This window comes from Sandarakinorhabdus rubra (assembly GCF_010994245.1).
GTDB lineage: Bacteria > Pseudomonadota > Alphaproteobacteria > Sphingomonadales > Sphingomonadaceae > Sandarakinorhabdus > Sandarakinorhabdus rubra.
This window is the reverse complement of the sequence record NZ_WMHO01000005.1, coordinates 16,168-27,727: the sequence shown is the minus strand read 5'-3', so window position 1 is coordinate 27,727 and position 11,560 is coordinate 16,168. Positions and strand designations below refer to the sequence as shown.

General features: G+C 67.7%; 15 protein-coding genes. 5 read left to right on the top strand and 10 right to left on the bottom strand.

Going from position 1 to position 11,560, the window contains the following annotated elements:
- Positions 1–241 (top strand): methylated-DNA--[protein]-cysteine S-methyltransferase (locus GJV64_RS00815; protein WP_164155397.1); only part of this gene is annotated, 241 nt, incomplete at its 5' end.
- Here GJV64_RS00815 and GJV64_RS00810 read toward each other — a convergent pair.
- A complete protein-coding gene (locus tag GJV64_RS00810; protein WP_164155396.1) occupies positions 216–1,364 on the bottom strand; it encodes an acyltransferase family protein in 1,149 nt (382 codons plus the stop codon). The two genes, GJV64_RS00815 and GJV64_RS00810, sit on opposite strands and share 26 nt — an antisense overlap.
- A gap of 133 nt (positions 1,365–1,497) precedes the next feature.
- Between GJV64_RS00810 and GJV64_RS00805 the strand changes: the two genes are divergently transcribed.
- Positions 1,498–2,271 (top strand): LytTR family DNA-binding domain-containing protein, encoded by a 774-nt coding sequence (locus GJV64_RS00805; protein ID WP_164155395.1) that lies wholly within the window; start codon positions 1,498–1,500, stop codon positions 2,269–2,271.
- A gap of 27 nt (positions 2,272–2,298) precedes the next feature.
- Here GJV64_RS00805 and GJV64_RS00800 read toward each other — a convergent pair whose 3' ends face one another.
- The 9 genes from GJV64_RS00800 to GJV64_RS00760 form a co-directional block, all read right to left on the bottom strand.
- A complete protein-coding gene (locus tag GJV64_RS00800) occupies positions 2,299–4,302 on the bottom strand; it encodes an acetyl-CoA carboxylase biotin carboxylase subunit (protein ID WP_164155394.1) in 2,004 nt (667 codons plus the stop codon).
- A 378-nt stretch (positions 4,303–4,680) separates the two neighbouring features.
- The gene (locus GJV64_RS00795; protein WP_164155393.1) at positions 4,681–5,004 is read right to left on the bottom strand and encodes a UrcA family protein; all 324 of its coding nucleotides are present in this window, start codon (positions 5,002–5,004) and stop codon (positions 4,681–4,683) included.
- 122 nt (positions 5,005–5,126) lie between these two features.
- A complete protein-coding gene (locus GJV64_RS00790) occupies positions 5,127–5,597 on the bottom strand; it encodes a DUF2269 family protein (protein WP_164155392.1) in 471 nt (156 codons plus the stop codon).
- 12 nt (positions 5,598–5,609) lie between these two features.
- Positions 5,610–7,142 carry an acyl-CoA carboxylase subunit beta gene (locus tag GJV64_RS00785; RefSeq protein WP_164155391.1) on the bottom strand — a complete coding sequence of 511 codons (1,533 nt, stop codon included), beginning with the start codon at positions 7,140–7,142 and terminating at the stop codon, positions 5,610–5,612.
- 63 nt (positions 7,143–7,205) lie between these two features.
- Positions 7,206–7,898, bottom strand: coding sequence for an ATP12 family chaperone protein (locus GJV64_RS00780; protein WP_164155390.1), 693 nt, complete (start codon positions 7,896–7,898; stop codon positions 7,206–7,208).
- On the bottom strand, positions 7,895–8,101 hold the full coding sequence (locus GJV64_RS00775; RefSeq protein ID WP_164155389.1) for a hypothetical protein: 207 nt from the start codon (positions 8,099–8,101) through the stop codon (positions 7,895–7,897). Before GJV64_RS00775 ends, GJV64_RS00780 begins: the two co-directional genes overlap by 4 nt.
- A 10-nt stretch (positions 8,102–8,111) precedes the next feature.
- A complete protein-coding gene (locus GJV64_RS00770) occupies positions 8,112–8,342 on the bottom strand; it encodes a hypothetical protein (RefSeq protein WP_164155388.1) in 231 nt (76 codons plus the stop codon).
- Positions 8,335–8,988 (bottom strand): HAD-IA family hydrolase, encoded by a 654-nt coding sequence (locus tag GJV64_RS00765; RefSeq protein ID WP_164155387.1) that lies wholly within the window; start codon positions 8,986–8,988, stop codon positions 8,335–8,337. Before GJV64_RS00765 ends, GJV64_RS00770 begins: the two co-directional genes overlap by 8 nt.
- Positions 8,985–9,593: an FMN-binding negative transcriptional regulator gene (locus tag GJV64_RS00760; protein ID WP_164155386.1), complete on the bottom strand. Its 609-nt coding sequence runs from the start codon at positions 9,591–9,593 to the stop codon at positions 8,985–8,987. The genes GJV64_RS00765 and GJV64_RS00760 overlap by 4 nt, the downstream gene beginning before the upstream one ends.
- A gap of 79 nt (positions 9,594–9,672) precedes the next feature.
- On the opposite strand from GJV64_RS00760, the gene GJV64_RS00755 reads away from it, so the two are divergent.
- The 3 genes from GJV64_RS00755 (at position 9,673) to GJV64_RS00745 (ending at position 11,546) form a co-directional block, all read left to right on the top strand.
- Complete coding sequence (locus GJV64_RS00755; protein WP_164155385.1) at positions 9,673–10,764, top strand: MBL fold metallo-hydrolase; 1,092 nt, start codon at positions 9,673–9,675, stop codon at positions 10,762–10,764.
- A gap of 343 nt (positions 10,765–11,107) precedes the next feature.
- The gene (locus GJV64_RS00750; protein ID WP_164155384.1) at positions 11,108–11,260 is read left to right on the top strand and encodes a light-harvesting protein; all 153 of its coding nucleotides are present in this window, start codon (positions 11,108–11,110) and stop codon (positions 11,258–11,260) included.
- A 19-nt stretch (positions 11,261–11,279) separates the two neighbouring features.
- Positions 11,280–11,546, top strand: coding sequence for a light-harvesting protein (locus tag GJV64_RS00745; protein WP_164155383.1), 267 nt, complete (start codon positions 11,280–11,282; stop codon positions 11,544–11,546).
- Positions 11,547–11,560: the final 14 nt, after the last annotated feature.

The window sequence follows — 11,560 nt, the reverse complement described above, 5'->3', positions numbered from 1 at the left end:
CCTGCGCGCCATCCCGGCCGGCGAGACCCGCAGCTATGGCCAGCAGGCCGCCAGCATGGGCCAGCCATCGGCGGTGCGTGCCGTAGGCCTGGCCAACGGCGCCAACCCGATCGGGATCATCGTGCCCTGCCACCGCGTGGTGGGGGCGGGCGGCGCGCTCACCGGCTATGCCGGCGGCGTCGAGCGCAAGGCCTGGCTGCTGCGCCACGAAGGCGCTATGCGGCCGACAATTTTGCTCTAGGCACGCTGCTGTAGCCGACCCACGGCCGCAGCCAGCCGATGCGGGCTGTCGCCATGCAGAACAAAGTGGTGCCCACCGCCGTGCCGACCATCAGCACGGCCGCCTTGGCCCACAGCGGCAATGCCAGCGGCAGCAACCACCAGGCGGCGAGCACGATGATCGTCTGGTGGATCAGATAGGCCGGGAATACCGCTTCGGCCAGCGGCTGGCGCCAGCGGTGATCAACCGCCAGAAACCGCTGCGCCAGCCCCAGCAGGCCGATGATCATGCCCCAGGCCTGCACCGCGCGGGCCATGCGGCTAATGATCAGCCAGCCGCCATCCACCTCGCCCGGCAGGCCGTTGATCGAGGCCACCACCGCCCAGCCGGCTAGCCCCAGCAGCAGCCCGGCACGCCACAGCCGGGCCACCCCGGTCCACAGCGGACCGGCGGTGCCCATGGCCGCGCCGATGAAGAAGCCGCCGCCATAGATCCAGTGCATGCACCAGTCGCTCACCAGGTCGTGGCTTTCGGGAAAGCGGTCGGCGAGGGCGAGGCGGATGCCGGCGATGGCCAGCATCGGCAGCCACAACAGGCGGTTGCCGGCCAGCCCCCGTTCGACACCGCGCCGCCACGCCGCCAGCCACGAGGCGGGCAGCAGTGCCAGCAACAGCGTGTAGGCCCAAAGATAGGTGACGAACCACAGATGGTTCCAGGTCGGCAGGATCAGGCCCAGATCATCGGAAAAGCCGAAATAGCGCGTTCGCCAGAACAGCAGATAGGAACCCGCCCAGCTGCCCTTCACCTGCACCTCCACCCAGGCCTGCGGCGGGACGACCAGGACAATGCCCAGCAGCAGCGGCAGCAGCAGGCGCTTCGAGCGGCTGGCAAGAAAGCCCGCCCGTCCGCCGATGCCCGTCTTGCCCAGCATGGCAGCCGAGGCGATGCCGGAGATCAGGAACAACAGCAGCAGCCGCCAGGCGTTGGTGACCTGCATCACCGGCTCCAGCCACACCAGCCGCGCCAGCTTGATGTGCCAGTCCCAGCTCACGAAGGCCATGCCGGCGTGGTAGAGGATCAACAGGGCGAATGCGGCCATGCGCAGCCAGTCGAGATCGAAACGGCGGGATGATGTGTGGCTCATGCCAGCGTCCATGGCCTTGCCTTTGCGGCGGTTCAGCGGTGAAGTGACGGCCGGAACAGCTGTGGGGACGGGCAGCGGGCAGGTGGGGACGAACGGCACCGGTTCAGGGACAGGCGGCAGGGCGGCCACGCGGGTGCAGCTGCAGGCCGCCGCCGTGATTGCCGGGCTGTTGTTCGCCAAGGCGCTGGTCGATGCCCAGTCCATCCTCGACGAGCGGCCCGGCCAGCCGGCCTGGCAGCCCCATGTGCTGGAATTCACCAGCGCGGCCTTTTTCGCAGCCATCCTGTGGCCCCTATGGCAGGGCTCGCGTCGGTTGCGGCGACTGGGCTGGCCAGCTTCTTTCGCCGCGCACCTGGCGCTGTGTGTGCCGCTGGTGCTGGCCCACGTGCTGTGGCTGGCGGCCACAAGGGCGCTGCTGTTTGCCGCGGCCGGCAGCCGCTATCGCTTCGACTGGTCGTGGGCGCAGCTGGTCTATGAAGGCCGCAAGGACATGCTCACCCTGCTCGCTCTGGTGGGCCTAGGCTGGCTGCTCGATCGCCTATTCGTGCCGCCGCCATCCGAGCCGGCACCTGTGCCCGGCCCGGCGTGGCGGCTGGCGGTGAAGGATGGCGGCCGCACCCTCTATCTGGCCGCCGACGAGATCAGCCACGCCAGCAGCGCCGGCAATTATGTGGAACTGGCCACCCGCCATGGCACCGTGCTGCACCGCGTGACCATGGCGGCGCTGGCCGAGGAACTGGCGCCCCAGGGTTTTGCTCGCATCCACCGCGCCCACCTGGTGCGCGTGGCGGCGGTAGCCAGCGTGGCCAGCGAAGGCAGCGGCGATTTCGCGGTGATGCTGGCCGATGGCACCCGTCTGCCGGGCAGTCGGCGTTATCGCACGGCGCTGGCGCAGTTTCCTGGCTGAGGCGGGTCGGGCTCCGCGCGGGCCGTTTCAGCCAAATTCCATGATCACGGCATCAACCGCCAGGCTGTCCCCCGGCTTGGCCAGCAGCTTCGCCACCACGCCCGCCTTTTCGGCGCGCAGGATATTCTCCATCTTCATGGCTTCAACGGTCGCCAGCGGCTGGCCGGCCTCCACCTTGTCGCCTTCCGCCACGGCGATCGAGACGACGAGGCCGGGCATCGGGCAGAGCAGATACTTGCTCATGTCCGGCGGCACCTTGGGGATCATGAAGCGCGCCAGTTCGGCGGCGCGCGGGGTGAGCACGCGGCACTTGTGGGAAGCGCCGCGCGTGGTGAGGATCAGGAAGCTGCCCTTCGGCTCGACAGTGATGGCCACCGGCGTGCCGTCCACGTTGCCGGCGAACAGCGCATCGCCGACCCGCCAGCCGGACTGCACGACAAGGTCGCGGCCCGCCACCAGCACCTCGTGGCTGCCGGCCTCGCCGGTCACTTCCACCGGCACCTGTTCGCCGTCGAGGTCCACCACCCAGTCGATGCCGTACTGGGCGCCGTCGCCGGCCAGCTGACCGTCGATCAGGCTTTCGCGTGCCACCGTTTCGGCGTGGATGATGGCGGCTGCGGCGATCAGGGCGTCGCGGGTTTCGGGCGCCACCGGGGCGCCGTGGAAGCCTTCCGGATATTCCTCGGCGATGAAGCCGGTGGTCACCGTTTCGCCGGCCTGGAAGCGCGGGTGCTGCATGATCGCCGAGAGGAAATCGATATTGTGGTTGATGCCCTTGATCAGATAGCGGTCGAGCGCCTGGGCCTGCGCGGCGATCGCGTCGGCGCGGGTTGGCCCCCAGGTGATCAGCTTGGCGATCATCGGATCATAGAACATCGAGATTTCAGCGCCTTCGACGACGCCGGTATCGATGCGCACCAGGCGCCCCTCGTCATCCCGGCCGGCCTCCGGCGGCTGGCAGCGGCTCAGCCGGCCGATGGAGGGCAGGAAGCCGCGATAGGGGTCTTCGGCATAGACGCGGGTTTCGATGGCGTGGCCGTTGAGCGTGACGTCGGCCTGACCAAAGGGCAGCGGCTCGCCGGCGGCCACCCGGATCATCAGCTCAACCAGATCGAGCCCGGTGATGCACTCGGTGACGGGATGCTCCACCTGCAGGCGGGTGTTCATTTCGAGGAAGTAGAAGCTGCGGTCGGCGCCGGCGATGAACTCCACCGTGCCGGCGCTGAAATAGCCGACATTGCGGGCCAGCGCGACGGCCTGTTCGCCCATGGCCTTGCGCATCTCCGGCGTCACGAACGGGGAGGGGGCTTCCTCCACCACCTTCTGGTGGCGGCGCTGGATCGAGCAGTCACGCTCGTTCAGATAGACGATGTTGCCCTGTTGATCGCCGATCAACTGGATCTCGATGTGGCGTGGCTGCTCGACGAACTTCTCGATGAACACCCGGTCATCGCCGAAGCTGGCCAGCGCTTCGCGGCGCACGCTGTCAAAGCCTTCGCGCACGTCGGCCTCGCTCCAGGCAAGGCGCATGCCCTTGCCGCCGCCGCCGGCACTGGCCTTCATCATCACCGGATAGCCGATGCCGCCGGCGATCTCGACCGCGTGATCAGTGCCTGTGATCTCGCCGACGAAGCCGGGGACGACGCTGACGCCCGCGGCCTTGGCGCGGCGCTTGCTCTCGATCTTGTCGCCCATTGCGGCAATCGCTGTGGCCGGCGGGCCGATGAAGGCGATGCCGGCTTGGCCAAGCGCCTCCACGAAGCCGGCGCGTTCCGACAGGAAGCCATAGCCGGGGTGCACGGCCTCGGCGCCCGTGGCCTTGCACGCCGCGATGATCCGGTCGGCCAGCAGATAGGATTCGGCGGCCGGTGCTGCGCCGATGTGCACGGCCTCGTCAGCTTCGCGCACGTGCAAAGCCTGTGCATCGGCATCGGAATAGACAGCCACCGTCTTGATGCCCATGGCCCTGGCCGTGCGGATCACGCGGCAGGCGATTTCACCACGGTTGGCAATCAGGATCTTCTTGAACAAGGCTTGGGCCTCCCGGAACGTCCAACGAGGCTCATAGCGGGCGCGACGCGGCGTGCAACATATCGATTATGGCGATGACGGCGACAGGGACAGTCTGTTTCCCTTCCGTTCAGGCATGCGGCATTAGAACATCAGCAACGGCGGCCCTGATGGTTCCCCCACCGATGCCGCCAGCGCCTGCTGCAAGCGGGCGCGGCGGCGCCATCAGCCCCGCCGGGCCGTGGCTTTCCCCTTTGCCGCGGCCAACGGGCCGGCGCCGGTTGTCCCCCGAGCCAGCGCCGGCCCGCCCCTTCTGGCCCTCCCCGACCGTCCTGATGCAACGAAAAGGCCGGCACGGGCATTGCTGCCCGGCCGGCCTGTTCCTTCCCTGACGTCTTCTCAGCGGGTGCTGGCGACCGCCACGGCCTGCCGGGCGCGCGCCGCATCGATCTGCGGGGCAGCCGCCGCCATCGCATCGCTGCGGCAGGCGGCCAGTTCGTCCAGTTCGTCGCGGGTCTGGAAAATCGGGGTGCCGCACAAACGGGTAATGGCCATCTCCAGCCGGCGCACCAGGACCTGCTGCCCGGCTGCGGAGGTCAGATCAAGATCGGCCGTCTGCACCTTCACCCTGGATTCGGCGTAGCCGGGCCCAGCCGCCATTGCCGGCGCTGCCAGGGTTGTGGTGGCCATCGCCACCATCATCGCTGCCTTCAGGATACGCATCGCCATCTCTCCCGTTCTCGATACCAAGGGATGATGCGGCTGTTGTCATGTCAATGCAACAGGAATGTCATCAAAGCGTCATCAAAGCGTCTTTTCTCTGTAACCGCCGTGTCATTTCTGCCTCAGCCGGGGCGGGCGATCATCAGCCACAGCGCCGCAAGAAGCGGTACCGTGGACACCAGCCCCCAGAAAATCCACTTTCTCGACAACAGCTTGTATTCCTCCGGCACGGGAGTGCCGGCAGCAAAGCCGTGCGCAAGCCGGGCGCTGCGGATCTGGATCGGCACGATCAGCCCCATCCAGATCAGCCCGGCGGCGACAAAGCAGAGCTGCGACCAAAGCAGCCAGCCATGGGTGAGGTCATACTGCCCGGCCAGCGCCAAGCCATAGCCGCCCGCCATGGTCAGGACGACTCCCCACACGGTCATCGACCAATCGGTGTAGGTGATGAGTTTCTGTGCAAAACCAAGCACCTGTGGCCGGCCATCGCGATCGGCGAAGAATTTCCAGATCGCCGTCACGGTGATGTTGCCCAGCAGCATCACCACCCCGGTGAGGTGCACGAACTTCCAGACGAGATAGGTGTCGGGCATCACGTCCCCTGCTCAGAGGGGTATGTTGTCATGCTTCTTCCAAGGGTTTTCCAAGCCCTTGGTGCGCAGCTTGCGCAAGCCAAGGGCGATCCGGCGCCGCGTCGCGTGCGGCATGATCACCTCGTCGATGAAGCCCTTGGAGGCCGCCACGAACGGGTTGGCGAAGCGCGCCTCGTACTCGGCGGTGCGGGTCGCGATCTTGTCCTTGTCGCCAATATCCTGGCGGAAGATGATTTCCACCGCGCCCTTGGCGCCCATCACCGCGATCTCGGCCGTGGGCCAGGCATAGTTCAGGTCGCCGCGCAGATGTTTGGAGGCCATCACGTCATAGGCCCCGCCATAGGCCTTGCGGGTGATGACCGTGATCTTCGGCACGGTCGCTTCAGCATAGGCAAACAGCAGCTTGGCGCCGTGCTTGATGATGCCGCCATATTCCTGCGCCACGCCGGGCAGGAAGCCGGGCACATCCACGAAGGTCACGATCGGGATGTTGAAGGCATCGCAGAAGCGCACAAAGCGCCCGGCCTTCTTGGAGGCATTGATGTCGAGGCAGCCGGCCAGCACCATCGGCTGGTTGGCGACAATGCCCACCGTGTGACCTTCGATGCGGGCAAAGCCAATGATGATGTTGCCGGCGTGGCCGGGCTGCAGCTCGAAGAAGGCGCCATCGTCGGCGACCTTCTGGATCAGTTCGTGCATGTCATAGGGCTTGGCAGCGCTGGCCGGGATCAGCGTGTCGAGACTTTCATCGATGCGCAGCGGATCATCGCTGGTCGGCCGGAAGGGCGCGTCCTCGCGGTTGTTGAGCGGCAGGAAATCGAAGAACTGCCGGGTGCGCAGCAGCGCGTCGATGTCGTCCTCCAGCGCCAGGTCGGCCACGCCGGACTTGGTGCTGTGGGTTATGGCGCCGCCCAGTTCCTCCTGGGTCACCACCTCGTTGGTCACCGTTTTCACCACGTCCGGCCCGGTGACGAACATGTAGCTTGAATCCTTCACCATGAAGATGAAGTCGGTCATCGCCGGTGAATAGACCGCGCCGCCCGCGCACGGCCCCATGATGAGGCTGATCTGCGGCACCACGCCACTGGCCAGCACGTTCCGCTGGAACACCTCGGCATAGCCGCCCAGCGACGCCACGCCCTCCTGGATGCGCGCGCCGCCCGAATCGTTGAGGCCAATCACCGGGGCGCCGACCTTCATCGCCATGTCCATGATCTTGCAGATCTTCTGGGCGTGGCGTTCGGACAGGGAGCCGCCGAACACGGTGAAATCCTGGGAGAAGACAAACACCAGCCGGCCGTTGATGGTGCCGCTGCCGGTCACCACGCCGTCGCCGGGGATCACCGTTTCGGCCATCCCGAAATCGGTGCAGTTGTGCTCGACATACATGTCCAGCTCTTCGAAGCTTCCGGGATCAAGCAATATGTCCAGCCGTTCGCGCGCGGTCAGCCGGCCCTTGGCGTGCTGGGCGGCAATGCGCTTCTCGCCGCCACCCAGCCGCGCGGCCTCGCGGCGGCGTTCCAGTTCTTCGAGCTGTTTCAGCATGACAGGTCTTCCCCTTTGGGCATGTCCCTAGCAAGTGCGGCGCGGCGGGCAAGAGGCGATTGCTCACCCTTCCAGAAGGCGCAGGAAGTGCACCGCCGCGGCCAGATCGGCGCGACGCGTGGCTTCCGCCTGTTCCGCCAACGGGTCGCGGCCCCATTGTTCCTCCTGCCAGCGCGCATCGACATGCGCGATGTCATAGGCGGCATCGGCGTCGAGTTCGCCGGCCGCCACGGCCAGCGCCAGCACCGCCGAACCGGTGATGCTCACCACCGGGTCGAGCGCGGCGAGCTGGAAGGGCGTGAAGGCCGCAAAGGCAGCCCCGATACGTGCCAGAGTCGCCGGCGGCTGCGGCACGTGCATCACCCCGCTGGTGAGGGTGAGGGCGGCATCGAAGCGGCGGGCAAACCAGTCCACCCAGCGGTCCCAAGCCTCGGCCTGCCCGGCCAGCAGGCTGGCCGGGCCATCGGCGCGATAGGCGATCAGCTCGCTTTCCCCCCACCCCGCCAGCCGCGCGGCAAAGGCGGGTGCGTCCGGGGCCACCCGGTCGATGGCGGCATTGGCCAGCCCGGTCAGCGGCATGGCGCGCGGGTTGATCTGGTCCCCTTGCGCGTTCCACTCATCGGCGATGGCCGCGGCCAGCGCTGCTGTCGGCACTGCCAGCGGCACGCGCGCCGGGGTGCGCAGCGCCCGGCCATCCAGCGCAACGCCGAACGGCCCGTCTCCGGTCACGCTCGCAGCCGTGTAGAATCGCTTCACCGCCGTGTCAGCCCCAGGTGCTTCGGCCGAATGAACAGGGTGGCGCCGCCCAGCAGCACCACGGCAAGGCCCGGCGCCTGCCCCACGGTGCGGCTGAGCCAGACCCCCAGCACCATCACCGCCAGGCCAAAGAAGCGCACGCCGACATAGAGGAGATAGCGCTTGCGGGCCTCGGCCTTCGACAGGATCGGCTGTTCGCTCATGCCAAGCGCCTTACCCGCGCCGGCCCCGCCGCAGCAACACGAAAGCCAGGGCGAACTGCAGCCCGGCCGCGACCCAGAACAGCACGCCCGCCACCGCGCCGGACTCGCCGGTGGCGGCGCTGCGGCGGGCCAGCATCACGAACATGGCGCCGAACAGCAGTGACAAGACGGCCAGCACCCGGCCCAGCCGCCTAAGCCGGGCGATCATCTCGCCGGAGCCGGGCGGCGGTTCCTCAGCCACTCAGCAGCGCCAGCAGGTGATCCGCGTCTGCCGCCACGTCCGCAGCACCGGCGTCCAGCAGCTCATCGGCCTCGTGATAGCCCCAGTCGACACCGATGCTCCGCACCCCGGCGGCGCTGCCCATGGCGATATCGAACACCGTGTCGCCGATCATTACCGCCCTGTCGGCCGTGGTGCCGGCGTCGGCCAGCGCGGCGCGCAGCATGGAGGGGTGGGGTTTTGACGGGTGGCGGTCGGCGGTCTGCAGGCTGATGAACAGGTGGTGGATGCCGTGATGCTCGAGCGCCAGCTTCAGCCCGCGGTCGGACTTGCCGGTGGCCACCGCCAGCAGCCAGCCGGCGCCGTCCAGCGCATCGAGCAGGCGGCGGATGCCGGGATAGAGCGGCTCCGGATCCAGGCTGCGGTCGGCGCGCAGGCGGTGGAAGGCGGCCTTGTAATCTTCGGCGAGAGAGACGTGCAGGGCCGTTTCGGCATCCGGCAGCAGCGCCTGCATGGCTTCCACCAGCGACAGGCCGACGATGCGGCGGGTGGCGTGCGGCGGCGGAGGCGCCAGTCCGTGGCGCTGGAAGCTGCTGTCCATCGCCCGGATGATGTTGACCTGGCTGTCGATCAACGTGCCGTCGCAATCAAAGACCGCCAGTTTCATGGATTGGTTCTCGCTGCCCGGGCCTGCCTTATGGTGGCTGCGCCCGCCGTCTCCCCCAGCCGCTCCAGCGCTGCGATCACGCCCTGCGCATCGGCCTCGCTGCGGTTTTGGCTGGCCTTCAGCGTGGTGCGGATGGCGGTCGGGGTGAGCTCATAGCCGATGATGGCGCGCATCATCGCTTCGGCTTTCGGGCGGGGCATCTTGGCCATCGTCCAGTCCTCCCCCACGCGCGGCTCGAAGGTGTCGGAGGACAGGTTGAGCAGCGCCTCCAGCGCAGCTGTGTCCAGCGCCCGCACCGGACCTTCCAGCTCGACCGCGACATAGTTCCAGGTCGGCACGTTGCCGGCCGGCTCGGCATACCAGTTGGGCGAGACATAATGGCCGGGGCCGCCAATGCTGGCGAGCGCGACCAGGCCATCAAGATGGGCGGCGAGCGCATTGCCGCGCGCCAGGTGGAACTGCACGGTGCCACTGTCGGTCACCAGCAGCGGCGCATGGGCGACGCGCGGGCCGTCCGGCGTCTGAGCAAATATATGCGCAAAGCCGTGGCGGGCCACGAAGCCGAGCGGATCATCGGCACTGCGAAAGGCGGCATTGGGATGCATCGAACGGCCCTTTGGCGCAGGCCCATCCTGTCGGCAAGGAGAGTCGACGTGAGCTCGCCCGCCGATTACCGATCAGGGCATGGAACCGCCCCCGCTCAACGCCGTGCCCGAGTTCGCGCCCAGCAGCGAAGCGCGCGTGGCGGAGGAGCGCAACGGGCTCACCTATCCCTGCGGGCGCTGGGTGCCGGGGGCGGGCGAAGCGCACGAAGTGGCGCCCGGCGTGTTCTGGGTGCGCATGGGCCTGCCGTTCGGGCTTGATCACATCAACCTGTGGGTGCTCGACGCCGGGGCCGGCTGGGCCATCGTCGATACCGGGGTCGGCCTGCCGGCGAGCAAGGCGGCGTGGGAAGCGCTGCTGGCCGGGCCGTTCGCGGGCAAGCCGGTGACGCGGGTGATCGTCACCCATTATCACCCCGATCATCTCGGCATGGCCGGCTGGCTGTGCCGCAAGTTCGATGTGCCGCTGGAGATCACCCGCACCGAATATCTGCTGGCCCGCACCCTCACGCTCGACGTGCGCGATGCCCCGCCCGACGAGGCGATCGCCTTTTCCATCCGCGCCGGCTGGAGCGAGGAGCAGGTCGCGGCCATGAAGGCCAAGGCCTGGGGCAGCTTCGGCAAGATCGTCTCCAAGATGCCGGCCGGCTTCAAGCGGCTGCGCGATGGCGATGTGCTGACCATCGGCGCGCGCCAGTGGCAGGTGGTGGTGGGCCGCGGCCACGCCCCCGAACATGCCTGCCTGGTAACGGATGACCTGATGATCTCGGGCGATCAGGTGCTGCCGCGCATCACCAGCAATGTCTCGGTCTATCCCACCGAGCCTTATGCCGATCCGCTGGGCGACTGGCTGGAAAGCATCGACCGGCTGCGCGCCGTGCCGGCGGACGTGCTGGTGCTGCCCGCCCACAACGAGCCGTTCGTGGGCCTGCACACCCGCCTTGACCAGCTGGCCGCCGATCACGCCGGCAAGCTCGAAAAGCTGGAAGCCTTCTGCGCCGAACCGCGCACCGCGGTGGATTGCTTTGCCGCGCTGTTCCGCCGCCCGATCGGCGAGGCCGACTATGGCCTCGCCACCGGCGAGACGGTGGCCCACCTGCACTGGCTGGAAGAGCGCGGCCGGGTGCGGCGGCTCAAGGATGGCAGCGGGGTCGACCGCTTCGTGCGCGCCTGAACCGATTCGTCTGGCAGCATTTTTTCGTGGCTTGAGCGCTGCCCAGGCGGTGCCGCGGCCACCTGGTCCGGATGCCGGCGCCGCGACGATGCCGGCACCTTTGCAAATATGTCATTTTCCTGTGGGCAGAGCCGTGGCGACAGATTGACACATGCGACCGAATGGCTATGGGATTGTGTGGCTGCGACTTACTGCCGCGACCTCCCAAGGGTCGGCCCGTCGGTGGAAATGCGCGGCATGGACTGGGCCGCGCACATCAAGGGGTACCCAATCCGGCAAACAGGCGGGGAAGACGTTGACCGACAGGGGCGGCGCCGTTTCCCGAATGGGAGAGGAGTATAACATGGCTGAAGACACCAAGGTCTACCCGACCGGGTTGACCGAAAAGGAAGCGGTGGAAATCAACGAGGGCCTGAAGTGGGGCACCCGGATTTTCGGCGCCATTGCCGTTCTGGCGCACATCCTGGCGTTCGCGCTGACGCCGTGGCTGCACTGAGATCAGGGGAGACATTGTCATGAATGAAGGTCGTATCTGGCTTTATGTCAGCCCCAGCGTCGGTCTGCCGCTGTTCTTCATCGGCGTGGCCGCGGTCGCTCTGATCGTGCACGCCTCGATCCTGCTCAACACCAGCTGGTTTGGCAGCTACTGGCAGGGCGCTGCTGCCGCTGCCCCGGCTGCTGAAGCTGCCGCTCCGGCTGCTGAAGCTGCCGCTCCGGCCGCCGATGCCATGGCTCCGGCCGCTGAAGCGGCTCCGGCTGCCGAAGCTCCGGCTGCCCAGTAATCGCCGCGGCCTGC

Excerpts from the sequence above, each read along its gene's own strand:
- GJV64_RS00810 (WP_164155396.1), bottom strand. The coding sequence starts at position 1,364 with ATGAGCCACACATCATCCCGCCGTTTCGATCTCGACTGGCTGCGCATG.
- GJV64_RS00795 (WP_164155393.1), bottom strand. The coding sequence starts at position 5,004 with ATGCGTATCCTGAAGGCAGCGATGATGGTGGCGATGGCCACCACAACC.
- GJV64_RS00790 (WP_164155392.1), bottom strand. The coding sequence starts at position 5,597 with ATGCCCGACACCTATCTCGTCTGGAAGTTCGTGCACCTCACCGGGGTG.
- GJV64_RS00785 (WP_164155391.1), bottom strand. The coding sequence starts at position 7,142 with ATGCTGAAACAGCTCGAAGAACTGGAACGCCGCCGCGAGGCCGCGCGG.
- GJV64_RS00775 (WP_164155389.1), bottom strand. The coding sequence starts at position 8,101 with ATGAGCGAACAGCCGATCCTGTCGAAGGCCGAGGCCCGCAAGCGCTAT.
- GJV64_RS00765 (WP_164155387.1), bottom strand. The coding sequence starts at position 8,988 with ATGAAACTGGCGGTCTTTGATTGCGACGGCACGTTGATCGACAGCCAG.
- GJV64_RS00760 (WP_164155386.1), bottom strand. The coding sequence starts at position 9,593 with ATGCATCCCAATGCCGCCTTTCGCAGTGCCGATGATCCGCTCGGCTTC.
- GJV64_RS00755 (WP_164155385.1), top strand. The coding sequence starts at position 9,673 with ATGGAACCGCCCCCGCTCAACGCCGTGCCCGAGTTCGCGCCCAGCAGC.
- GJV64_RS00750 (WP_164155384.1), top strand. The coding sequence starts at position 11,108 with ATGGCTGAAGACACCAAGGTCTACCCGACCGGGTTGACCGAAAAGGAA.
- GJV64_RS00745 (WP_164155383.1), top strand. The coding sequence starts at position 11,280 with ATGAATGAAGGTCGTATCTGGCTTTATGTCAGCCCCAGCGTCGGTCTG.